This window comes from Pseudomonas sp. GW821-FHT02C04 (genome assembly GCF_059421845.1).
On sequence record NZ_JBWKVT010000004.1, the window covers coordinates 18,356 to 43,903 of the forward strand.

A 25,548-nucleotide genomic window follows, 5' to 3' on the forward strand; every position below is an offset into this window, starting at 1 on the left:
CGCCCCATTGGGGCGGCCGCGGTTCACGCATCAGCTGTTGTTGTGGTCGACCTTGATGGTCGGATCGCTGCCGGCAATCAGGTTGTGAATGTTGGCAGTGGACCAGTTGTTGCCTTCCAGTTTGATCGTCACGTCCGGTGTGGCGGCTGCGGCATCACCCGAGTTGAACTTGCCGCCCGAGCTGACTTGCAGCGACGACACGCCGTCGACCGTGGTGATCTTCAGGAAGTTGTCGATGGTGCTGCCGGTCTCGCCCTGCAACAGATCACGCAGGTCGATGCGGTCGCCTTCGCTGGCCTTGAAGTCCTTGATCACGTCGTTGCCGGTGTCGCCTGCCTTCCAGACGAAGGTGTCGGCACCGGAACCACCGATCAGGATGTCGTTGCCCGGGCCACCGATCAGCGTGTCGTTGCCGGTGCCGCCGAGCAGGATGTCATTGCCCTTGCCGCCGTCGAGCAGGTCGTTGCCGCCCGAGCCGAACAGGATGTCATTGCCCGCGCCGCCCAGCAGCGTGTCGTTGCCGTCATGGGCACCGGACACATCGAACGCCTGATAGTGCTCGGTGATGTACTGGTGCACGTTGCTGGTGGTGACTTTGCTGACATCGACGCCGGTCTGCTGCGCGACGAACGCCTGCATCGCCTGGTAACCCTCGCCGGCAATGCCGTTGAAGCTCACCAGATCGCCGAACAGGATGTCATTGCCGTCGCCGCCGCTGACGGTGTCGTTGCCCGGCATCGTCGCCTCGGTGTGGCCGATGATCGAGTTGGCCAGGTCCTTCGGATCGATGTTGGTCTGCGGGTTGTGATCGCTGTCGTAAGGTTTCAGATCGTTGAGGCTGACGCCGCTGTTGATACCGATGGCCTCGACGTTCGACAGCCCGCTGAGCAGCGCGAAGCCGCTGTTGGCGTTGTCGGTGGTGGCCGACGTGGTGCTGTTGCCGCTACCCGCCAGGCTCGACAGCTCATAGGTGCCGTCGCCCTGGGCGTGGATGGTGCCCAGGCTGTTCCAGCTCCAGTTGCCGTTCTTCAGCGTCTGCAAGACCACGGCGCCGGCCGTGTTGATGCTCAGGTAGTGGGTGCTGTCGATGTAGGTGCTGAAGCTGTCGCCCAGTTTGTAGTTGCTGGTCTTCACCACGTCGTCGAGCTTCACGTTGCCGTACAGCGTCGGGTTGGTCTGCTCGCCGCTCTGGTAGTAGGTCGGCTGGCCGTCGGTGATGAAGTACGTGAGGTTCTTCGCCCCGGTGTTGGCCAGTGCTTCAGTGCTCTGGAAGAAGTTGGCCGTGGCTTTGAACACGTCTTCATAGTTGGTGCCGCCGCCGGAGGTCATCGAGTCCAGCACGGCTTTGAGCAAGGTCAGCGCATTCGGGTCGTTGAGGTTCACCGACACCGACTTGTTGACCTGGGTATCGAAGTCCACCAGGAAGATGTTCACCGTGCCCGAGTTGTTGCCCATGCTCTGCTTGAGGGTGTTGAACACCGACGTCAGCGAGTCCTTGGCGGCATTGATCGACGAGGCGCTCATGCTGCCGGAGCTGTCGACCATGAACGCGATGTTGTAATTGGTGCCCGGCACCACGGTCAGGCCGCCGATGTCGGCGACCATGATGTCGTTGCCGTCGGTACCGGTGAAGGTGTCGTCACCCGAGGTGGCGACCACCGCGTTGTAGACCGCCGGTACCACGGTGACCGGAATGGTCGCGGTGGTGCTGGCCGAGCCGCCCACGGCCTCGGTGGAGGTCGAGGTCACGGTCAGGTTGAACTGGCCGTTGTAGTAGGTCGGCGGAGTCACGGTCAGGGTGCCGAGGTTCCAGCCGGTGACGTTGGCGTCGCCGCTGGTGGCGGTCACGGTGAAGCTGTGGCCTGCGCCGTCGCTGAGGACCGATCCGACCGGTGCGCCGCTGATCTTTATGCTCAGGGTTTCCGAGCCGTCGGTGTCGGTCAGCGCGGTGCTGATCGACGACAGTTTCACGGTGGTGCCTTCGGCGCCGGTGTTGAGTTTGTAGCCGTCGTAATAGCCTTCGCCGTTGCTGCCGTGCAGGTCGGAGACGGTCACGCCTGCGTTCACCAGATCCGTCACGCCGGTGTAGATCGGCACGCCGGCGCTGCTCAGATCGATCGGCGTGCTGCCGTTGACCGACAGGTTGACGTCGTAGCTGCCCGGACCACTCTGGTTGTGGTGGTAGATGTCCAGGGTGTAGTAGCCGCTGGTGGTCGGGGTGAACGAACCGTTGAGGTTGCCGCCCGCGCCCCACGTCGTGGACGCCACGCTCTTGCCGCCGATGGTCACCAGCAGACTGTCATCGCCAGTACCGGTGAAGGTGTAGGTCTTGCCGGCTTCCAGATAGATCAGGCCCGAAGTCTTCGATGCGGTGCCGGCGGTCACGCTGCCGTCGGACTGCACGTTGGTCACGGTGCCGCTGGAGTTCGGTGTGCCGGCGCCGTCGATCACGTTTTTCAGCGTGGTCGAATTCGCGCCGCTGCCGTCGGTGCCCAGGCCCGACAGGCCGGTCCAGACTTCCTTGATCAACCCGGTGGACTTCACGCTGTTATCGGCAACCGACAGGGTCGGTGCATCCGCCACTGGCGTGATGTCGATCTTGATGGTGCCGGTGTTACCCAGCAATTGGCCGTCGGTTGGCTGGAACTTGATCTGTGCGTAGTCAGCCTGGTTGTTGCCCAGGCCGGTGCCGCCGTAACCGTTCACGCCCGATTCGTTGGCATCCGGCAGGAAGCGCAGCTTGCCGGCGTCGATGTCGGTCTTGCTGAAGGTCTGGTTGGTGGCGACGTCTTTCCAGGTCGAACCGTCCAGATACTGCAGTTTGCCTTCGCCCGGCAACTGGGTGATTTTCACGCCCAGGCTTGAGGCCGGGCTGTCCACGTCGCTGACGCCGAAGGTCGACCAGCCGAGAATCAGCGGGGTGTCTTCGGTACCGGTGACATTGACCGGAGCGGCGACCGGCGCGTCGTTGACCGCCACCACATTGACCGTGGTGGTGGCGACGTTGGAGTAGTTGCCGCCATCGGTGACGGTTACGGTGATGATCCGTGGCACGGTGCTCGGGTCTTCACTGCTGTTGGTGAAGCTGATGTTCTTGATCTGCTGCATGTAGTCGGCCAGCGTTGCATTGCCCGACAGGGTCAGCGTGATTGTGCCGTTGGTGCTGTTGGCATTGATGGTGATGCCGTTGACGCTGTTGCCCAGATTCAGCGCATCGCCGTCCTGACGGTTGGTCAGCACGATGGTGGCGCCGGTCAGCATGGTGCTGTCCGGGTCGGTGATCTTGATATCGGTGTCGGCAATCGACACACCCGCGCCCGGGGTGTTCTCGGTGAAGGTCACCTTGTAGTCGGCCCCGGTGGCGCCGCTGGAGTTGTTGGCGTCGAGGTCGATGACCGGTGGCGCATCGTTGTCGATGATCGAGGTGCTGACGCTGCCGTTGGTGCTGCTGACGGCGAGGTTCTCGAAGTTGCCGCCGGTGGCCGAGTCGATCTTGACCACGAAGTTTTCGGTGCCTTCGGTGATCTTGTCGTCGATGGTCGCAACGTTGAAGGTCGCGGTGCTTGCACCGGCCGGGATCTTCACGGTGTACACGCCGGTGAAGTCGGAACCGTCGGCGGCGGTGCCGCTGTAGACGATTTTCAGGGTCACTTCGGTTTGCGCCGGGTGGGTCAGGCTGACGGTGTAGCTGGCGGTCTGGCCTTCGGTCACCGAGGTGCTGCCGGTAATGCTGACGGTCGTGGTGTCGATGGTGTCGGTGACGCTGGTCACCGCTGGTGTGTTGCTGGTCACCAGGTTCTCGAAGTTGCCGCCGGTGGCGTTGGTGATCGAGGCCTGCACGTTGCCGGCGTCCTTGTAGACGTCATCGGCTGGCGCAGGAACGGTCACGGTGCCGGTGGTCTTGCCGGCATCGATGGTGATCACCGAACCGTTGCTCAGGGTCACGGTCACTGGCGAGCCAGCGGCGTTGGTCAGGGTCGCGGTGTAGGTGATCGAACCACCCTCGGCCACGGTGCCGGTCGCAGTGAGCGACAGGTTGGTGGTGTCGATGGTGTCGGTGACCGTAGTCGAAACCGGCGTCTTGTCGGCCACGAGGTTTTCGTAGTTGCCGCCGGAAACGTTGGTGATCGAGTTGGTCAGCGGTGCATGGCCGGTCAACGCGTCGTTCGGCGCGGTGGTGGTCACGGTGCCGGTGGTCTTGCCGATGTCGATCGTGATGGTCTGACCGTTGGACAGGGTCACGGTCACTGGCGAACCGGTTACAGGCGCACCCACGGTCGCGGTGTAGACAACGTTGCCACCTTCGGCCGCCGTTGTGGTCGCTGTCAGCTTCACAGTGGTGGTGTCGATGGTGTCAGTGACGCTGGTCACCGCTGGCGTGGTGCTGGTTACCAGGTTTTCGAAGCTGCCACCGGTGGCGGTCTTGATCGTGGCCTGCACGTTACCGGCGTCTTTGTAGACGTCATCGGCTGGCGCAGGAACGGTCACGGTGCCGATGGTCTTGCCGGCGTCGATGGTGATCACGGCGCCGTTCGACAAGGTCACGGTCACTGGCGAGCCAGCGGCGTTGGTCAGTGTCGCGGTGTAGGTGATCGAGCCACCTTCGGCCACGGTGCCGGTCGCGCTGAGCGACAGGTTGGTGGTGTCGATGGTGTCGGTGACGGTGGTCGAAACCGGGGTTTTATCGGCCACGAGGTTTTCGTAGTTGCCGCCAGAAACGTTGGTGATCGAGTTGGTCAGCGGTGCATGACCGGTCAGTGCGTCGTTCGGCGCGGTGGTGGTCACGGTGCCAGTGGTTTTACCGATGTCGATCGTGATGGTCTGGCCGTTGGACAGGGTCACGGTCACTGGCGAACCCGTTACAGGTGCACCGACAGTCGCGGTGTAGACAACGTTGCCACCCTCGGCCGCTGTTGCGGTCGCGGTCAGTTTCACGGTCGTCGTGTCGATGGTATCGGTGACGCTGGTGACGGCTGGTGTGTTGCTGGTCACCAGGTTCTCGAAGTTGCCGCCCGTGGCGTTGGTGATCGTGGCCTGGACAGTGCCGGCGTCCTTGTAGACGTCATCGGCTGGCGCAGGAACGGTCACAGTACCGGTGGTTTTACCGGCTTCGATGGTGATCACGGCGCCATTGCTCAACGTTACGGTCACCGGAGTGCCGGCAGCGTTGGTCAGTGTCGCGGTGTAGATGATCGAGCCGCCCTCGGCAACCGAGTTGGTGGCGCTCAAGGACAGGTTGGTGGTGTCGACGGTATCGGTGACGGTGGTGCTGACCGGGGTCTTGTCGGCCACCAGATTTTCGTAGTTGCCACCCGTTACGCCGGTGATCGCGTTGGTCAGCGGTGCGTGACCATTCAGCACGTCGTTAGGCGCAGTGGTGGTCACGGTGCCGGTAGTCTTGCCGACTTCGATGGTGATCGACTGACCGTTCGACAGGGTCACAGTCACTGGCGAACCCGTCACCGGGGCGCCCACGGTCGCGGTGTAGGTGACAGTGCCACCTTCGGCTGCTGTCGTGGTCGCGGTCAGTTTCACGGTCGTGGTGTCGATGGTGTCGGTGACGCTGGTGACGGCTGGTGTGTTGCTGGTCACCAGGTTTTCGAAGCTACCACCGCTGGCGTTGGTGATCGTGGCCTGCACGTTGCCGGCGTCTTTGTAGACGTCATCGGCTGGTGCAGGAACGGTCACGGTGCCCGTGGTTTTGCCGGCTTCGATAGTGATCACCGCGCCGTTGCTCAGGGTCACGGTCACTGGCGAGCCTGCGGCGTTGGTCAGGGTCGCGGTATAGGTGATCGAGCCGCCTTCGGCCACGGTGCCGGTCGCGCTGAGCGACAGGTTGGTGGTGTCGATGGTGTCGGTCACGGTGGTCGAAACCGGGGTTTTATCGGCGACCAGGTTCTCGTAGTTGCCACCGGTCACATTGGTGATCGCGTTGGTCAGCGGCGCGTGGCCGGTCAACACATCGTTCGGTGCAGTGGTGGTCACGGTGCCGGTAGTCTTGCCGACTTCGATGGTGATCGATTGACCATTCGACAGGGTTACGGTGACCGGCGAGCCAGTCACCGGGGCGCCCACGGTCGCGGTGTAAGTGACGGTGCCGCCTTCAGCCACGCTGGTGGTGGCGGTCAGTTTCACATTCGTGGTGTCGATGGTGTCAGTGACATTGGTCACCGCTGGTGTGTTGCTGGTCACCAGACTTTCGAAGTTGCCGCCGGTGGCGTTGCTGATCGTGGCCTGAACGGTGCCGGCATCTTTGTAGACGTCATCGGCCGGTGCAGGAACGGTCACGGTGCCGGTGGTTTTGCCGGCTTCGATGGTGATCACGGCGCCGTTGCTCAAGGTCACGGTCACCGGAGTGCCAGCAGCGTTGGTCAATGTGGCGGTGTAGATAATCGAACCGCCCTCGGCGACCGAACTGGTGGCGCTCAAGGACAGATTGGTGGTGTCGACGGTGTCGGTCACAGTGGTGTTGACCGGTGTCTTGTCGGCCACCAGATTTTCGTAGTTGCCACCGGTCACGTTGGTGATCGCGTTGGTCAGCGGCGCATGGCCGTTGAGCGCATCGTTCGGCGCGGTGGTGGTGACGGTGCCGGTGGTCTTGCCGACTTCGATGGTGATCGACTGACCGTTGGCCAGGTTCACAGTAACCGGCGAGCCAGTCACAGGCGCACCCACAGTCGCGGTGTAAGTGACAGTGCCGCCTTCAGCCGCCGACTCGGTCGCAGTGAGTTTCACCGTGGTGGTGTCGATGGTGTCGGTGACGTTGGTCACGGCTGGAACGGTGCTTGGCACCAGGTTCTCGAAGTTGCCGCCCGTGGCGTTGGTGATCGTGGCCTGGACAGTGCCGGCGTCTTTGTAGACGTCATCTGCCGGGGCTGGAACGGTCACGGTGCCGGTGGTTTTACCGGCTTCGATGGTGATCACGGCGCCGTTCGACAAGGTCACGGTGACTGGCGAGCCTGCCGCGTTGGTCAGGGTCGCGGTGTAGATGATCGAACCACCCTCGGCGACCGAATTGGTGGCGCTGAGGGTCAGGTTGGTGGTGTCGACGGTGTCGGTGACCGTGGTCGAAACCGGGGTCTTGTCGGCTACGAGGTTTTCGTAGTTACCGCCCGTTACGCCGGTGATAGCGTTGGTCAACGGCGCGTGGCCGGTCAGCGCATCGTTTGGCGCGGTGGTGGTCACGGTGCCGGTGGTTTTGCCCACTTCGATAGTGATCGACTGACCGTTCGACAGAGTTACGGTCACTGGCGAACCGGTCACCGGGGCGCCCACGGTTGCGGTGTAAGTGACGGTGCCGCCTTCAGCCGCCGACTCGGTCGCGGTGAGTTTCACCGTCGTGGTGTCGATGGTGTCGGTGACTTGGGTCACGGCCGGAACGGTGCTTGGCACCAGATTCTCGAAGTTGCCGCCAGTGGCCGTCGAAATGGTCGCTTCGACTTTGCCGGCGTCCTTGTAAACGTCATCGGCTGGCGCTGCAACGGTCACGGTGCCGGTGGTTTTACCGGCTTCGATCGTGATGACAGCGCCGTTGCTCAAGGTCACGGTCACTGGTGTGCCGGCAGGATTGGTCAGGGTCGCGGTGTAGACAATCGAGCCGCCTTCGGCCACGGAGCCAGTGGCGCTCAGGGTCAGGTTGGTGGTGTCGACGGTGTCAGTCACGGTGGTGCTGACCGGCGTTTTGTCGGCCACGAGATTTTCGTAGTTGCCACCCGTCACGCCGGTGATCGCGTTGCTCAGCGGCGCGTGGCCATTGAGCGCATCGTTCGGCGCGGTGGTGGTCACTGTGCCGGTGGTTTTGCCTACTTCGATGGTGATCGACTGACCGTTGGCCAGGGTCACGGTGACCGGAGAGCCGGTCACTGGTGCACCCACAGTCGCGGTGTAAGTGACGGTGCCGCCTTCAGCGGCCGTTTCGGAAGCGGTCAGCTTCACCGTCGTCGTGTCGATGGTGTCGGTGACTTCCGTTACGGCTGGAACGGTGCTCGGAACGAGGTTCTCGAAGTTGCCACCGGTTGCATCCTTGATGGTGACTTCGACTTTGCCGGCGTCTTTGTAGACGTCATCGGCTGGAGCGGCAACAGTCACGGTGCCCGTAGTCTTGCCGGCCTCGATGGTGATGACGGCGCCGTTCGACAGGGTCACGGTCAGCGGCGTGCCGGCCGGGTTGGTCAAGGTGGCGGTGTAAACGATCGAGCCACCCTCGGCCACGGTGCCGGTCGCGGTCAGCGACAGGTTGGTGGTGTCGACGGTGTCAGTCACGGTGGTGTTGACCGGGGTTTTGTCAGCTACGAGGTTTTCGTAGTTGCCGCCCGTTACGTCGGTGATCGCATTGGTCAGCGGTGCATGACCGTTCAACGCATCGTTCGGTGCGGTGGTGGTCACGGTGCCGGTGGTTTTGCCGACTTCGATGGTGATCGACTGACCGTTCGACAGGGTCACGGTCACTGGCGAGCCAGTCACAGGCGCGCCAACAGTCGCGGTGTAAGTGACAGTGCCGCCTTCAGCCGCCGACTCGGTCGCGGTGAGTTTCACCGTGGTGGTGTCGATGGTGTCGGTGACCTGGGTTACGGCCGGAACGGTGCTCGGCACCAGGTTCTCGAAGTTGCCGCCAGTGGCCGTCGAAATGGTTGCTTCGACTTTGCCCGCGTCCTTGTAGACGTCATCGGCTGGCGCAGGAACGGTCACGGTGCCGGTGGTTTTACCGGCCTCGATTGTGATCACGGCACCGTTCGACAGGGTCACGGTGACCGGAGTACCGGCCGGATTGGTCAGGGTTGCGGTGTAGACGATCGAACCGCCCTCGGCCACGGTGCCCGTAGCGCTGAGTGTCAGGTTGGTCGTGTCGACGGTGTCAGTCACGGTGGTGCTGACCGGCGTCTTGTCGGCCACGAGGTTCTCGTAGTTACCACCGGTCACGCCAGTGATCGCGTTGGCCAGCGGCGCATGGCCGTTGAGCGCATCGTTCGGCGCGGTGGTGGTGACGGTGCCGGTGGTCTTGCCGACTTCGATGGTGATCGACTGACCGTTGGCCAGGTTCACGGTCACTGGCGAGCCAGTCACAGGCGCACCCACAGTCGCGGTGTAAGTGACAGTGCCGCCTTCAGCCGCCGACTCGGTCGCAGTGAGTTTCACCGTGGTGGTGTCGATGGTGTCGGTGACGTTGGTCACGGCTGGAACGGTGCTTGGCACCAGGTTCTCGAAACCGCCACCAGTGGCGGTCGAAATGGTCGCCTCGACTTTGCCAGCATCTTTGTAAACGTCATCGGCAGGCGCCGCAACGGTCACGGTGCCAGTGGTCTTGCCGGTTTCGATGGTGATTACCGCGCCGTTCGACAGGGTCACGGTCACTGGCGTGCCGGCCGGGTTGGTCAGGGTGGCGGTGTAGACAATCGAGCCACCCTCGGCGACCGAATCGGTGGCCGTCAGGTTCAGGTTGGTCGTGTCGACGGTATCCGACACCGAGGTGTTTGCCGGTTTGCTGTCGACCGCCAGGTTTTCGTAGTTGCCGCCGGTGGCCTTGTCGATGGTCACGCTCAGCGAGCTGCCGCCAGCCAGCGGGCTGTTCGGCGCGACGAAGTTCACGGTGCCGGTGGTCTCGCCGACGGCGATGGTGATGGTCTGGCCGTTAGACAGGGTCACGACGACCGGCGAGCCGGTCACTGGCGCCGTCACGCTCGCGGTGTAGACCACGGTTTCGCCTTCGGCGACGTTGGCGGTAGCGGTCAGCGACACGGTGGACGTGTCGATGGTGTCATTGACGGTGGTGACCGCCGGGGTGGTGCTGGTGACCAGGTGTTCGAAGTCGCCACCGGTGGCGCCCTTGATGGTCGTTTCAACGGTGCCGGCGTCCTTGTAGACGTCGTCCTTCGGTGCATCGACGGTCACGGTGCCGGTGGTTTTGCCGGCCTCGATGGTGATCACGGCGCCGTTGCTCAACGTCACGGTCACCGGGGTGCCGGCGGCGTTGGTCAGGGTCGCGGTGTAGGTGATCTGGCCACCTTCGTTGACTGCCGGCGTCGCGCTCAGGGTCAGGTTGGTGGTGTCGACGGTGTCGGTCACGGTGGTGCTGACCGGAGTCTTGTCGGCTACGAGGTTCTCGTAGTTGCCGCCGCTCACGCCAGTGATCGAGTTAGTCAGCGGTTCGTGACCGTTGAGTGCGTCGTTTGGCGCGGTGGTGGTGACGGTGCCGGTGGTCTTGCCCACTTCGATGGTGATCGACTGACCGTTGGCCAGGGTCACGGTGACCGGCGAGCCAGTCACAGGTGCGCCAACCGTTGCGGTGTAGGTAACGGTGCCGCCTTCAGCCGCCGACTCGGTCGCGGTCAGTTTGACGGTCGAGGTGTCGATGGTATCGGTCACTTCGGTGACGGCCGGAACGGTGCTTGGCACCAGGTTCTCGAAGTTGCCACCGGTGGCGGTCGAAATGGTTGCTTCGACTTTGCCTGCATCTTTGTAGACGTCATCGGCCGGTGCCGGAACGCTGACGGTGCCGGTAGTTTTGCCGGCCTCGATGGTGATCACGGCGCCGTTCGAAAGGGTCACGGTCACCGGGGTGCCGGCCGGATTGGTCAGGGTCGCGGTGTAAATGATCGAACCACCCTCGGCCACCGAGCCAGTGGCGCTCAGGGTCAGGTTGGTGGTGTCGACGGTGTCGGTCACGGTGGTGCTGACCGGGGTTTTGTCAGCCACGAGGTTTTCGTAGTTGCCACCGGAAACGTCGGTGATCGCGTTTGTCAGCGGTGCATGGCCGTTCAGCGCGTCGTTAGGTGCTGTGGTGGTGACGGTGCCGGTGGTTTTGCCGACTTCGATGGTGATCGACTGTCCGTTGGACAGGGTCACAGTCACAGGCGAACCGGTGACAGGCGCGCCGACGGTGGCGGTGTAAGTGACGGTGCCGCCTTCAGCTGCCGATTCAGTCGCGGTCAGTTTGACCGTGGTGGTGTCGATGGTGTCGGTGACTTCGGTGACGGCCGGAACAGTGCTCGGAACCAGGTTCTCGAAGTTGCCGCCGGTTGCATCCTTGATGGTCACTTCGACTTTACCGGCGTCTTTGTAGACGTCATCGGCCGGTGCCGGAACGCTGACGGTGCCGGTGGTTTTACCGGCCTCGATGGTGATGACGGAGCCGTTGCTCAACGTCACGGTCACCGGGGTGCCGGCCGGGTTGGTCAGGGTCGCGGTGTAGACGATCGAACCGCCTTCAGCCACAGAATCGGTGGCGCTCAGCGTCAGATTGGTAGTGTCGACGGTGTCGGTAACCGTGGTCGAAACAGGGGTTTTGTCAGCAACCAGATTCTCGTAATTGCCGCCGCTTACGCCAGTGATCGAGTTGCTCAGTGGCTCGTGACCGTTCAACGCGTCGTTCGGCGCGGTGGTGGTGACGGTGCCAGTGGTCTTGCCCACTTCGATGGTGATCGACTGACCGTTGGCCAAGGTCACGGTGACCGGCGAACCAGTCACAGGTGCACCCACAGTCGCGGTGTAAGTGACGGTGCCACCTTCAGCTGCCGACTCGGTCGCGGTCAGTTTGACCGTGGTGGTGTCGATGGTGTCAGTGACTTCAGTCACGGCCGGAACGGTGCTTGGCACCAGGTTCTCGAAGTTGCCGCCGGAAGCGTCCTTGATGGTGACTTCGACTTTACCGGCGTCTTTGTAGACGTCATCGGCAGGGGCTGGAACGGTCACGGTGCCGGTGGTTTTACCCGCTTCGATGGTGATGACGGAGCCGTTGCTCAACGTCACGGTCACCGGCGTGCCGGCCGGGTTGGTCAGGGTCGCGGTGTAAACGATCGAACCGCCTTCGGCCACGGAGCCAGTCGCGGTCAGCGACAGATTAGTGGTGTCGACAGTGTCGGTGACCGTAGTCGAAACCGGAGTTTTGTCAGCCACGAGGTTTTCGTAGTTGCCACCGGAAACGCCAGTGATCGAGTTGCTCAGCGGTTCATGACCGTTCAACGCATCGTTCGGCGCGGTGGTGGTGACGGTACCGGTGGTTTTGCCGACTTCGATGGTGATGGTCTGGCCGTTGGCCAGGGTCACGGTCACAGGCGAACCGGTGACGGGGGCGCCAACGGTTGCGGTGTAGGTGACGGTGCCGCCTTCGGCTACGGACGTATCGGCGCTCAACTTCACGGTCGAGGTGTCGATGGTATCGGTCACTTCGGTGACGGCCGGAACGGTGCTTGGCACCAGGTTCTCGAAGTTGCCGCCGGAAGCGTCCTTGATGGTCACTTCAACTTTGCCGGCGTCCTTGTAGACGTCATCGGCCGGAGCCGGAACGGTCACGGTGCCCGTGGTCTTGCCAGCTTCGATGGTGATGACGGAGCCATTGCTCAACGTCACGGTTACCGGGGTGCCGGCCGGATTGGTCAGGGTCGCGGTGTAGACGATCGAACCGCCCTCGGCCACGGAGCCAGTCGCGGTCAGCGACAGATTGGTGGTGTCGACGGTATCGGTGACGGTGGTGCTGACCGGCGTCTTGTCGGCCACGAGGTTTTCGTAGTTGCCGCCGCTCACGCCAGTGATCGAGTTGCTCAGTGGTTCATGACCGTTCAGCGCATCGTTCGGCGCGGTGGTGGTCACGGTGCCGGTGGTTTTGCCGACCTCGATGGTGATCGACTGACCATTGGCCAGTGTCACGGTGACTGGTGAACCGGTCACTGGCGCGCCAACAGTGGCGGTGTAGGTGACGGTGCCGCCTTCAGCAGCGGACTCGGTCGCGGTGAGTTTCACCGTGGTGGTGTCGATGGTATCGGTGACGTCGGTGACGGCTGGAACGGTGCTCGGCACCAGGTTCTCGAAGTTGCCGCCGGACGCGTCCTTGATGGTCACTTCGACCTTGCCGGCGTCTTTGTAGACGTCATCGGCTGGTGCCGGAACGGTCACGGTGCCAGTGGTTTTACCCGCTTCGATGGTGATGACGGAGCCGTTGCTCAACGTCACGGTCACCGGAGTGCCTGCGGGGTTGGTCAGGGTCGCGGTGTAAACAATCGAGCCGCCTTCGGCCACAGAGCCAGTGGCGCTGAGGGTCAGGTTGGTCGTGTCGACAGTATCGGTCACGGTGGTGCTGACCGGAGTCTTGTCGGCGACGAGGTTCTCGTAATTACCGCCAGTCACGCCAGTGATCGAGTTGCTCAGTGGCTCATGACCGTTCAATGCATCGTTCGGTGCCATGGTGGTCACGGTGCCGGTGGTCTTGCCGACTTCGATGGTGATGGTCTGGCCATTGGCCAAAGTGACAGTCACTGGCGAGCCGGTCACAGGCGCGCCAACGGTTGCGGTGTAGGTGACAGTGCCACCTTCAGCGGCGGTTTCGGAAGCGGTCAGCTTCACGGTCGTCGTGTCGATGGTGTCAGTGACTTCAGTGACGGCCGGAACGGTGCTTGGCACCAGGTTCTCGAAGTTGCCGCCGGAAGTATCCTTGATGGTCACTTCGACTTTGCCGGCATCTTTGTAGACGTCATCGGCAGGGGCTGGAACCGTCACGGTACCGGTGGTTTTACCCGCTTCAATGGTGATCACCGAGCCATTGCTCAGGGTCACGGTCACCGGCGTACCGGCCGGGTTGGTCAATGTAGCGGTGTAAACGATCGAACCACCTTCGGCCACGGAGCCAGTGGCGCTCAAGGTCAGGTTGGTAGTGTCGACGGTATCGGTCACGGTGGTGCTGACCGGCGTTTTGTCGGCCACGAGGTTTTCGTAGTTGCCACCGGAAACGCCGGTGATCGAGTTGCTCAGCGGCGCCTGACCGGTCAGCACATCGTTTGGCGCCGTGGTGGTCACGGTGCCGGTGGTCTTACCGACTTCGATGGTGATCGACTGACCGTTGGCCAAATTGACAGTTACTGGCGAGCCAGTGACCGGTGCACTCACCGTGGCGGTGTAGGTGACCGTGCCGCCTTCCGCGACCGACGTATCAGCCGTCAGTTTGACGGTCGACGTGTCGATGGTATCGGTGACTTCCGTGACGGCAGGGACGGTGCTTGGCACAAGGTTTTCGAAGTTGCCACCGGAAGCGTCCTTGATGGTCACTTCGACCTTGCCGGCATCTTTGTAGACGTCATCGGCTGGCGCTGGAACGCTTACGGTGCCGGTAGTTTTACCGGCCTCGATGGTGATGACGGAGCCGTTGCTCAACGTCACGGTCACCGGCGTGCCGGCCGGGTTGGTCAGGGTTGCGGTGTAGACAATCGAGCCGCCCTCGGCCACAGAGCCGGTGGCGCTCAGGGTCAGGTTGGTGGTGTCGACGGTGTCGGTCACGGTGGTACTGACCGGGGTCTTGTCGGCTACGAGGTTCTCGTAGTTGCCGCCCGTCACGCCGGTGATCGAGTTGCTCAGTGGCTCGTGACCGTTCAACGCATCGTTCGGCGCGGTGGTGGTGACGGTGCCGGTGGTTTTGCCGACTTCAATGGTGATGGTCTGGCCGTTGGCCAAAGTGACAGTCACTGGCGAACCAGTCACTGGTGCGCCCACCGTAGCGGTATAAGTGACAGTACCGCCTTCAGCCGCCGACTCGGTCGCGGTCAGTTTGACCGTAGTGGTATCGATGGTGTCGGTGACTTCGGTGACGGCCGGAACGGTGCTCGGCACCAGGTTCTCGAAATTGCCGCCAGTGGTACCGGTAATGCTGACTTCAACTTTGCCCGCATCCTTGTAAACGTCATCGGCTGGCGCCGGAACGGTCACAGTGCCGGTGGTTTTGCCCGCTTCAATGGTGATGACGGAGCCGTTGCTCAACGTCACGGTCACCGGGGTGCCCGCAGGATTGGTCAGGGTCGCGGTGTAAACGATCGAGCCACCCTCGGCCACGGTACCGGTCGCGCTCAGCGACAGATTGGTGGTGTCGATGGAGTCGGTGACCGTGGTGGTCGCTGGCGTCGTGTTCGGTACCAGATTCTCGAAGTTGCCGCCGGTGGCGCCGGTAATCGTGGTGCTGACGGTGCCGCCGTTGTTGTAGACGTCATTCGGTGCGGTCGGCACGTTGACGCTGCCGGTGGTCTGGCCGGCGCCGATGGTGATGGTCGAGCCGTTCGACAGGGTGACGGTTACCGGCGTCTGCGCCGGGTTGGTCAACGTCGCGGTGTAGGTGATCTGGCCGCCTTCGACCACGGTGCCGGTGGCCGTCAGGGTCAGGCCGGTGGTGTCGATCGAGTCGACAATCGTGGTGACGGCCGGCGTCGGGTTCGGCACCAGGTTTTCGAAGTTGCCGCCGGTTGCGCCCGTAATCGTGGTAGTGACGGTGCTGCCGTTGTTATAGACGTCATTCGGCGCAGTCGGCACGTTGACGGTGCCGGTGGTCTGACCGGCGCCGATAGTGATGGTCGAGCCGTTGGACAGGGTGACGGTGACCGGTGTCTGCGCCGGGTTGGTCAGGGTCGCGGTATAGGTGATCTGGCCACCTTCGGTGACGCTGTTGCCCGCCGTCAGGGTGACGGTGGTGGTGTCGATGGTGTCGGTGACCTGGGTCACGGCCGGGGTGGTCGGCACGGTGACGGTAATGCCGTTGCCACCGGTGGTGCCGGTGACGGTCACGTTGATCTGGGTCGGGTCGTTGTAGACCGTGTCGTTCGGTGCCAATGGCACGTTGACGGTGCCGGTGGTGGAGCCTGCCGGAATCACGATCACCGAGCCGTTGGACAGGGTGATGGTCAGGTCGGTCAGCGGTGCCTGGGTCAGGGTCGCGGTGTACACCAGCACGCCGCCGGCTTCGGTGATGGTCGGCGTGGCGCTGAGGCTCAGGGTCGAGTCGCGCAGGGCGTTGGTGGTGGTGTCGGTGGTCTGGCCACCGGTGATGTTCTGGGCGGCCTGGCCACCGGAGTTGATGCCTGCGGTCGGGAAGCCGATGGTCGGGTCGACACGGCCTGCGGTCGCATCGAGCATCACGAAACTGTGGCCGCCACCGGCAGCGCCGCCAGTGCCTGCGGCGCTCGGGCCGGCAGCGGTAGCTTCAAGGGCGGTGGTCGGGTCAGCGCCGGCGGCGATGGCTTGTTGCAGTTCTGCAACGGACGGCGCGGCTTGCGCAGTGGCCTCGGCCAGATCGGTGCTGGAGTCCGGAGTGCTGGCGCTCCACTGCGTGTCGCGGCCCAGGTCCAGGGTGCGGCCATCGGCCAGTTCCAGGGACACCGCGCCGGAAACGCCGGTATCGACCTGATCACCGACGAACAAGCGGTCGCCTTCAACGAGTACGCGACGGACGCCCTCTGGGGACACCACGAAAACCTGACCGACAATGCTTTTGACGATGGCAACAACACTGCTCATTGAAGACTCTCCGGGTGTCACGTTCAGTTGACTTCCATAGACCTGATGGCTTTCTGCGCCGATTCAGTCTGGACGTACTTTTAAAAAAATGTGAATCAAGTTTGACGCTGATCTTCGTCAATATTTTGGCTAGATTCTTTCGCTATTAAGTTTATGCCAAACTATTGACCTTCTGGGAGCCATCCTAAACAATCGCCCCAGTAATGTCACATTGATATTTATGCGGCGACCTGCCTTCAGCGTGTGATCCAGTTCCGGTTTTAAACTTTCCGACATACGGTCATTCCGGTTGCCATCTTCCGACGCAGCTCGCCATTTTGCTGTGATTCAAGACAAGAAGTTCTGGGAAATCTTTACCATGCGTTCGCACCTGCTCAAGGCTCTACCTTTCGCTCTCGCCGCCTCTTTTGCACAAGCACAATCCTTACCGGAAGCCATGCAACAGGCACTGGATGTCCATCCGGAAATCCAGGCAGGGGTCAACAGTCGATTGGCTGCGGATTATCAGTTAAAGGCTGCCAAAGGTGGATACCTGCCCAAGGTCGATCTGCTCGGCGGTTATGGCCGTGAAGGCACCGACAGCGTTACCACCCGTGCCAACGGTGGCGGCAATCACTGGGAAACCCTGAATCGCGGCGAGTCGAGTGTGCGCCTGTCGCAAATGGTTTTTGACGGTTTTGCGACGTCCAGCGAAGTCGGGCGTCAACAAGCCACCGTCAACTCCCGCGCTTATTCCTTGCTCGGCACCTCCGAACGCACCGCGCTGACCGTGGCCCAGGTTTACCTGGACGTGTTGACTCGTCGCGAATTCGTGCGTCTGGCCGAGGAAAACCTCAAGAGCCACCAGCGTATCTACGACCAGATCCAGTTGCGCACCCAGCGCGGCGTCGGCAGCGGTGCCGACCTCGACCAGGCCGAAGCGCGGATGGCCCAGGCCCGCAACAATCTGCTGACCGAGCAGACCAACCTCGCCGACTCGGAAACCAACTTCCTCAGCGCTGTCGGCCAGATGCCCGATCAACTGGAGCGTCCGGCGCCATTCATGGCGATGATGCCGGCCAACCTTAATGAAGCGCGCCAGCAGATGCTGGAAAACAGTCCGATCCTGCGCTCGGCCGAGTCCGACATCGCTGCTGCCGAGAAGCAGTACGAAACCGCCAAGTCGACCTTCTACCCACGCTTCGACGCCGAACTGGGCCGCACCGCCGACAACGACCTCGACGGTCAGAACGGTCACAACAATGAATGGCAGGCGATGCTGCGCATGCGCTTCAACCTGTACTCCGGTGGCAGCAACAAGGCTGACCTGGAATCCAAGTCCTACCTGTCGAACCAGGCGCTGGACATCCGCAACAACGCCCTGCGTCAGTTGAACGAAGAACTGGGCCTGGCCTGGAACGCCTTGAACAACGCCAACGCCCAGGTGCCGATCGCTCAGCAGTACGTTGATCACAGTACCTCGGTGCGTACCGCTTACCAGCGTCAGTTCAGCCTCGGCGAACGAACCTTGCTGGATTTGCTCGACAGTGAAAACGAACTGTTCACCGCTTCGCGCCGTCTGGCCGAGATCAAAAACATTCAGTTATTTACTCAGTACCGAATCAAGGCGACCATGGGCGAGTTGCTCAAGAGCCAGGGAGTGGTCGCACCGATGGCATCCGTTGTGCAGAACGACGTGAAGCCCAAGGTTCAACTGCCCGGGATGAATTGAGTTGTCCCTTTTCAACTGTTAAAGAGTGTCGAGCGTGGAATCAGAAGTCAGTCGAGTTCATCTCAGTCATGATCCACGCGCGTTGCACGACGATCCGTTACTGGATGGTCTGCTCGCCCTTTGCATGCTGCACCAGAAACCCGCCAGCGCGGCGATGCTGACCACCGGTCTGCCGCTGCCCAAGCAACGCCTGAGTGTCGAGCTGCTGCCCCGAGCAGCGGCGCGCGCCGGGCTGCAGGGGCGGGTGCTGCAACGCAAGCTGGAAGAGATTCCGGCCATCGCCATGCCGGCGTTGTTGCTGCTCAAGGATGGCCGCAGCGCTGTCCTGCTCGGCTGGCAGGGTGAGAACGAAGCCCGGGTGTTGCTCAGCGAAACCGATGGCGGCGAGTCCCTCGTCAACCGTGAGCTGCTGGCCGACGACTACCTCGGCAAAGTGTTCTTCGCCCAACCCCAGCACAAATTCGACGTCAACCACGGCACGCTGATCCCGCGTGCACGCTCGTGGTTCCGCGACACCCTCAAGCGCTCGCGCTGGCTGTACGTCGACGCCATCGCCGCCAGTTTCCTGATCAACATCATCGCCATGGCCGCGCCGCTGTTCGTGATGAACGTCTACGACCGTGTAGTGCCGAACCAGGCCGAAGCGACCCTGTGGGTCCTCGCGCTGGGCATCACCGGCGCCTACATCTTCGACCTGATCCTCAAGAGCCTGCGCAGCCTGTGCCTGGATCTGGCCGGCAAGAAAACCGACCTGATCATCTCCGCCACGCTGTTCGAACGCATTGTCGGCATGGCCATGAAATACCGCCCGGCGCGGGTCGGCAGCTTTGCCCAGAACATTCACGAGTTCCAGAGCCTGCGCGACTTCCTCGCCTCGCTGACCCTGACCAGCCTGATCGACCTGCCGTTCACTATCCTGATCTTCATCGTCATCGCGATTCTCGGCGGGCATCTGGTGTGGATCCCGGTGCTGGCCTTCCCGATTGCGCTGCTGATCGGCTACGCGTTGCAGAAGCCGCTGGTGGCAACCATGGAGCGCACCATGGCGCTGGGTGCCGAGCGTCAGTCGAGCCTGATCGAAACCCTCGCCGGCCTCGACGCGGTGAAGGTCAACAACGCCGAAAGCGAACGCCAGTACCAATGGGAACAAACCATCGGCACCCTCAGCCGCCTCGAACTGCGGGTGAAAATGCTCTCCGGCCTGGCGATGAACATCACCCTGCTGATCCAGCAACTGGCCGGGGTGATCATGATCGTGTTCGGCGTGTACCAGATCATCGCCGGCAACCTGAGCATGGGCGGCCTGATCGCCTGCTACATGCTCAGTGGCCGCGCACTGAGCCCGCTGGCGTCGCTGTCCGGTCTGCTGACCCGCTACCAACAGGCGCGGGTGACCATGACGTCGGTCGACCAGATGATGGAGCTGCCGCAAGAACGCAATTTCGAAGAACGCCCGCTGAGCCGCAAGGTGCTGCAAGGTGCGATTGAATGCCGTCAGCTCAACTTCACCTACCCGGATCAACAGAACCCGGCGCTGAAAAACATCAACCTGGTGATTCGTCCCGGCGAGAAGATCGGCATCATCGGCCGCAGCGGCTCGGGCAAGAGCTCGCTGGCCAAACTGCTGGTCGGCCTGTATCAGCCGGACGATGGCGCGTTGCTGGTGGACGGCGTCGACATCCGCCAGATCGACGTCAGCGAGTTGCGCTACAACATCGGCTACGTGCCCCAGGACATCCAACTACTGGCCGGTACCCTGCGCGACAACCTGATTTCCGGCGCCCGTTACGTTGAGGACGAGTTGGTGCTGCAAGCCGCCGAACTGGCCGGCGTGCATGAATTCGCCCGCCTGCACCCGCAGGGTTATGAACTGCAAGTCGGCGAGCGCGGGCAGAACCTGTCCGGCGGCCAGCGCCAGAACGTGGCCCTGGCCCGGGCGCTGTTGCTCAATCCGCCGATCCTGCTGCTCGATGAACCGACCAGCGCCATGGACAACACCGGCGAAGAACGCCTCAAGCAACGCTTGGCTGCAGTCGTTGAAAACAAGACCGTGGTGCTGGTGACGCACCGTGCGTCGCTGCTGTCGCTGGTGGATCGTCTGCTGGTGATCGACCGCGGGCAGATTCTCGCCGATGGCCCGAAAGCCGCCGTGATGGAAGCGTTGAAGAAGGGGCAGATCAGTGTTGCTTAAGTCGGGTTTCAAGGATTCGATCCGTCGTTACTTCAAAGGCTCTGCATCGCTGCAGGGCCAGCCGCTGCCGGAGGTCAACAAGGCCTTGATCGAGGACGCGCCGCGCGTGGTGCGACTGACGATCTGGGCGATCATCGGTTTCTTCGTGTTCCTGATGCTGTGGGCCAACTTCGCCGTGATCGACGAAGTCACCAAGGGCGATGGCAAGGCGATTCCCTCGTCGAAGATCCAGAAAATCCAGAACCTCGAGGGCGGGATCGTCTCCGAGCTGTTCGTCAAGGAAGGCCAGATTGTCGAAGCCGGCGCACCGCTGGTTCGCCTGGACGACACGCGATTCGCTTCCAACGTCGGCGAAACCGAGGCTGATCGCTTGTCGATGCTGTTGCGGGTCGAGCGCCTGAGCGCCGAGGTCGATGACCGTCCGCTGAATTTCCCCGAGGATGTGCTCAAAGCCGTGCCGGGTCAGGCCAAGAGCGAAGAATCGCTGTACGTCAGCCGTCGTCAGCAATTGCACGATGAAGTCGGCGGCTTGCAGGAGCAGTTGATCCAGCGTCAGCAAGAGCTGCGCGAGTTCACCTCGAAGCAGGCGCAGTACCGCCAGCAACTCGGCCTGCAACGCCAGGAAATCAACATGTCCGAGCCGCTGGTGGCCCAGGGCGCGGTGTCGCCGGTGGAAGTGCTGCGACTCAAACGTGCAGAAGTGGAAACCCGTGGTCAGCTCGACGCCACCACCCTGGCGATCCCGCGTGCCGAATCGGCGATCAAGGAAGTGCAGCGCAAGATCGATGAGACTCGCGGCAAGTTCCGCAGCGAAGCCCTGACTCAGCTCAACGAAGCCCGCACCGACCTGAACAAGGCCCAGGCCACCGGCAAGGCGCTGGAAGACCGGGTCAGCCGTACGCTCGTCACCTCGCCGGTGCGCGGCATCGTCAACAAGATGCTGGTCAACACCATCGGCGGCGTGATCCAGCCGGGCAGCGACCTGCTGGAAATCGTGCCGCTGGACGACACCTTGCTGGTCGAGGCGAAGATCCGCCCGCAGGACATCGCGTTCCTGCACCCGGGCCAGGAAGCCACGGTGAAATTCACCGCTTATGACTACACCATTTATGGTGGGCTCAAGGCCAAGCTGGAACAGATCGGCGCCGACACCATCACCGACGAAGACAAGAAAACCACCTACTACATCATCAAGCTGCGCACTGATCGCAGCCATCTCGGCACTGACGAGAAGCCATTGCTGATCATCCCGGGGATGGTGGCATCGGTGGACATCATCACCGGCAAGAAGACCGTGCTGAGCTACCTGCTCAAGCCGATCATCCGGGCGCGGGCTGAGGCACTGCACGAGCGATAAGCCTTCACGGACGCCTTCGCGGGATTCGCGAAGGCGTCCGTCGCAACAACACATCCCGTCCAGAAGTGACGCAAATGGTCACTCACCATCCAGTCCATTCCTAAACAATCGCCATATCGTTATTCGTTAACAGTATTTAAATTCCGCTTCTTATAGCTATAAAGTCAGCCTCCTGCGTACCTGCCGACCAATCGGCGCGCCGCACGACACGAACCCACACGCAATCCAGCGTGAGTTTCTGATCGACGCGCGCGCCCTTGAGCGTGCCGTGCGTGGGAGATTGATTGATGTCCGCAGCTACTGCTACCCCAAGCGCCGCGACTGTCGCGCCGCAAACCTTCGAGATCCGCCCGTTCAGCGGTGCCGTCGGCGCCGAAATCATCGGCCTCGACCTGACCCGTCCAGTCAACGACCAGGATTTCGCCCGCATTCACCGCGCGCACCTCGATCACCACGTCGTGGTGTTCCGCGACCAGCGCATCACCCCGCAACAGCAGATCGATTTCAGCCGCCGCTTCGGCGTGTTGCAGATCCACGTGCTCAAGCAGTTCCTGCTGGCCAATCACCCGGAAATCCTCATCGTTTCCAACATCGTCGAGAACGGCCAGAACATCGGCCTCGGTGATGCCGGCAAGTTCTGGCACTCGGACCTTTCCTATAAAGAACTGCCGAGCCTCGGCTCGATGCTGCACGCCCAGGAGCTGCCGTCCGAAGGCGGCGACACCTTGTTTGCCGACATGCACAAAGCCTGGGACAGCCTGCCCGACGCGCTGCGCAAAGCCGTCGAAGGTCGTTCGGCCGCGCATTCCTACACCGCGCGCTACAGCGAAACCAAATTCGAAGGCAACTGGCGCCCGACCCTGACCCCGGAGCAATTGGCTCAGGTCGCCGAGGTCGTGCACCCGGTCGTCCGCACTCACCCGGAAAACGGCCGCAAGGCGTTGTTCGTCAGCGAAGGCTTCACCACCCGCATCGTCGGCTTGCCGGAGGACGAGAGCAAACAACTGCTCGACGAGCTCTACGCCCACAGCGTGCTGCCGCAGAACATCTACCGCCATCAATGGCAGCCCCACGACCTGGTGTTCTGGGACAACCGTTCGCTGATCCACCTTGCCGCCGGTTGCCCTGCGCACCTGCGCCGCAAGCTGTATCGCACCACCATCCAGGGCGACGCGCCTTTCTGATTTGCCGGAGATCCGATCATGTCCAAACGTCTTCCATTCGCACCGCTGGCGGCTGCCATCGGCCTCGGTTTCAGCCTGATCGCCGGCAGCCTGGTGGCGCCGACCGTGGCCCACGCCGAAGGTGAAATCCGTATCGCCGAGCAGTTCGGTATTGTCTATTTATTGCTCAACGTGGTGCGCGATCAGGGACTGATCGAGAAGTACGGCAAGCAGGAAGGGCTCGACATCAAGGTCGACTGGACTCAGTTGTCGGGTGGCGCGGCGGTCAATGATGCGTTGCTTTCCGGCTCCATCGACATTGCCGGCGCCGGCGTCGGGCCGTTGCTGACCATCTGGGATCGCACCCACGGCAAGCAGAACGTCAAGGCCGTGGCCTCGCTGGGCAACTTCCCGTATTACCTCGTCAGCAACAATCCCAAGGTCAAAACCATCGCCGACTTCACCGAGAAGGACCGCATCGCGGTGCCGGCGGTGGGCGTCTCGGTGCAGTCGCGCTTCCTGCAATACGCGGCCGCCAAGCAGTGGGGCGACAAGGAATTCAATCGCCTCGACAAGTACACCATCGCCGTCCCGCACCCGGACGCCACCGCTGCACTGATTGCTGGCGGCACCGAGCTGACCGGGCACTTCTCCAACCCGCCGTTCCAGGATCAGGCGCTGCAGAACCCGAACGTGCACGTGGTGCTCAACTCCTATGACGTGCTTGGGCCGAACTCGCCGACCGTGCTGTTCGCCACCGAGAAATTCCGCAACGACAACCCGAAGACCTACAAGGCATTCGTCGAAGCCCTGACTGAAGCGGCGCAGTTTGCGCAGAACGATAAAGGCGCGGCGGCGGACACCTATATCCGCGTGACCAAGGCCAAGATCGACCGCGCCGAACTGCTGAAAATCATCGACAACCCGCAGTTCGAATTCAGCGTCACGCCGAAAAACACTTACCCGCTTGCCGAATTCCTCTACCGCGTCGGCGCGATCAAGAACAAACCCGAATCGTGGAAGGACTACTTCTTCCAGGACGCCAAACCGCTGCAAGGGAGCTGATCGACATGAACGCCCCTTTGCAAGGCCACGCGGCCAGCAACCCGATCGCCACCGCGCAAGCGCTGTTGGCGGTCGACCATGTCAGCCTCGAATACCGCACGCCGCAGCGCGTCGTGCGTGCCACCCATCAGGTCAGTTTCGAAGTCGATCAGCAGGATCGCTTCGTGCTGCTCGGCCCGTCCGGTTGCGGCAAATCGACGTTGCTCAAAGCCGTCGCCGGGTTCATAGCGCCGTGCGAGGGCGAGATCCGTCTGCAAGGCCAGCGCGTCGACGCGCCGGGGCCGGACCGGATCGTGGTGTTTCAGGAGTTCGATCAACTGCCACCGTGGAAAACCGTCAAACAGAACGTGATGTTTCCGCTGCTGGCGTCGCGCACGCTGAAGAAAAAAGAAGCCGAAGATCGTGCGCTGCACTATCTGGAAAAGGTCGGTCTGGCAGCGTTTGCCGATGCCTACCCGCACACGTTGTCCGGCGGCATGAAGGCGCGGGTGGCGATTGCCCGGGCGCTGGCGATGCAGCCGAAAATCCTGCTGATGGACGAGCCGTTCGCCGCGCTGGATGCCCTGACCCGCCGCAAGATGCAGGAGGAGTTGCTGCTGCTCTGGGAGGAGGTGCGTTTCACCCTGCTGTTCGTCACTCACTCGATTGAAGAAGCGCTGGTGGTCGGCAATCGCATCCTGCTGCTGTCGCCGCATCCCGGGCGGGTGAGGGCGGAAGTGCACAGTCATCAATACGATCTGCAAAGCCTCGGCGGTGTGGCGTTCCAGGAGTCGGCGCGGCGTATTCATCGGCTGCTGTTCGATGAGGGGCAGTCGCCGGAAACCGAGCGCGAGCACGATTTCAACGACATTCGCATCGCGTATTGAGCCACCCGGAGGATCGCCCGATGAGCCATTCATCATCTGTACGTCAAGAATTCGAAATCGATTTGCAGCCGCTGACCAGCGTGCCGGTGGAGCGCGAACTACCGCTGGGCCAACGCCTGTGGCAACAGGGCTGGCTGCGCAAAAGCGTGATCCTGATTCTGCTCGCGGTGCTCTGGGAAGTGGTGGCCCGGGTGCAGAACAACGATCTGCTGCTGCCGAGCTTTTTGCAGACCAGTCATGCGCTGTACGACGGCCTGATCAGCGGCGAACTGCTGGGCAAGGTCTGGATCTCGCTGGTGGTGCTGCTCAAGGGCTACCTGATCGGCATCGTCCTGGCCTTCGCCTTGACCACGCTGGCGGTTTCGACCCAGTTTGGTCGGGATTTGCTCAGCACCCTGACCTCGATGTTCAACCCGCTGCCGGCCATTGCGTTGTTGCCGCTGGCGTTGCTGTGGTTCGGCCTGGGCCAGAACAGCCTGATTTTCGTGTTGGTGCATTCGGTGCTGTGGGCGCTGGCGCTGAACACTTACGCCGGGTTTCTCGGTGTCTCGGAAACCCTGCGCATGGCCGGGCGCAACTACGGTTTGAAGGGCATGCGCTTTGTGCTGTTCATCCTGATCCCGGCGGCGCTGCCATCGATTCTCGCGGGGCTGAAAATAGGCTGGGCCTTCGCCTGGCGCACCTTGATCGCCGCCGAACTGGTGTTCGGTGCCACCAGCGGCAAGGGTGGCCTGGGCTGGTACATCTTCCAGAACCGCAACGAGCTGTACACCGACAAGGTGTTCGCCGGTCTGGCGGTGGTGATCCTCATCGGTCTGCTGGTGGAGAACCTGGTGTTCGACACGCTGGAGCGGGTGACGGTGAAACGCTGGGGCATGCAGCGCTGATTGTTTGATCTGCTAGCATTGCGTCCGAATCAATCCTGATCGGTC

Annotated in this window: 8 protein-coding genes; 7 read left to right on the top strand and 1 reads right to left on the bottom strand. The window is 62.2% G+C overall.

Features of this window, described 5'->3' with window-relative positions:
- Positions 1-30: 30 nt before the first annotated feature.
- On the bottom strand, positions 31-16,263 hold the full coding sequence (locus tag AC07VV_RS15835; protein ID WP_495036757.1) for a LapA family giant adhesin: 16,233 nt from the start codon (positions 16,261-16,263) through the stop codon (positions 31-33).
- A gap of 358 nt (positions 16,264-16,621) precedes the next feature.
- Here AC07VV_RS15835 and AC07VV_RS15840 point away from each other — a divergent pair, with 358 nt between their 5' ends.
- The 7 genes from AC07VV_RS15840 (at position 16,622) to AC07VV_RS15870 (ending at position 25,503) form a co-directional block, all read left to right on the top strand.
- Positions 16,622-17,974 carry a TolC family outer membrane protein gene (locus AC07VV_RS15840; protein ID WP_096823038.1) on the top strand — a complete coding sequence of 451 codons (1,353 nt, stop codon included), beginning with the start codon at positions 16,622-16,624 and terminating at the stop codon, positions 17,972-17,974.
- Positions 17,975-18,008: 34 nt separating this feature from the next.
- Positions 18,009-20,165: a type I secretion system permease/ATPase gene (locus tag AC07VV_RS15845; RefSeq protein ID WP_495036758.1), complete on the top strand. Its 2,157-nt coding sequence runs from the start codon at positions 18,009-18,011 to the stop codon at positions 20,163-20,165.
- On the top strand, positions 20,155-21,522 hold the full coding sequence (locus AC07VV_RS15850; RefSeq protein ID WP_096823036.1) for an HlyD family type I secretion periplasmic adaptor subunit: 1,368 nt from the start codon (positions 20,155-20,157) through the stop codon (positions 21,520-21,522). Before AC07VV_RS15845 ends, AC07VV_RS15850 begins: the two co-directional genes overlap by 11 nt.
- 287 nt (positions 21,523-21,809) lie before the next feature.
- Positions 21,810-22,706 (top strand): TauD/TfdA dioxygenase family protein, encoded by an 897-nt coding sequence (locus AC07VV_RS15855; RefSeq protein ID WP_495036759.1) that lies wholly within the window; start codon positions 21,810-21,812, stop codon positions 22,704-22,706.
- Positions 22,707-22,724: 18 nt separating this feature from the next.
- The gene (locus tag AC07VV_RS15860) at positions 22,725-23,750 is read left to right on the top strand and encodes an ABC transporter substrate-binding protein (RefSeq protein WP_096823034.1); all 1,026 of its coding nucleotides are present in this window, start codon (positions 22,725-22,727) and stop codon (positions 23,748-23,750) included.
- Positions 23,751-23,755: 5 nt separating this feature from the next.
- Complete coding sequence (locus AC07VV_RS15865) at positions 23,756-24,616, top strand: ABC transporter ATP-binding protein (RefSeq protein ID WP_495036760.1); 861 nt, start codon at positions 23,756-23,758, stop codon at positions 24,614-24,616.
- Between the two features lie 20 nt (positions 24,617-24,636).
- On the top strand, positions 24,637-25,503 hold the full coding sequence (locus AC07VV_RS15870; RefSeq protein ID WP_495036761.1) for an ABC transporter permease: 867 nt from the start codon (positions 24,637-24,639) through the stop codon (positions 25,501-25,503).
- The last annotated feature ends 45 nt before the right edge of the window (positions 25,504-25,548 follow it).

What these genes read in the sequence shown, in the direction of transcription:
- AC07VV_RS15835 (WP_495036757.1), bottom strand. Translation starts at nt 16,263, where the DNA reads ATGAGCAGTGTTGTTGCCATCGTCAAAAGCATTGTCGGTCAGGTTTTC.
- AC07VV_RS15840 (WP_096823038.1), top strand. Translation starts at nt 16,622, where the DNA reads ATGCGTTCGCACCTGCTCAAGGCTCTACCTTTCGCTCTCGCCGCCTCT.
- AC07VV_RS15855 (WP_495036759.1), top strand. Translation starts at nt 21,810, where the DNA reads ATGTCCGCAGCTACTGCTACCCCAAGCGCCGCGACTGTCGCGCCGCAA.
- AC07VV_RS15860 (WP_096823034.1), top strand. Translation starts at nt 22,725, where the DNA reads ATGTCCAAACGTCTTCCATTCGCACCGCTGGCGGCTGCCATCGGCCTC.
- AC07VV_RS15865 (WP_495036760.1), top strand. Translation starts at nt 23,756, where the DNA reads ATGAACGCCCCTTTGCAAGGCCACGCGGCCAGCAACCCGATCGCCACC.
- AC07VV_RS15870 (WP_495036761.1), top strand. Translation starts at nt 24,637, where the DNA reads ATGAGCCATTCATCATCTGTACGTCAAGAATTCGAAATCGATTTGCAG.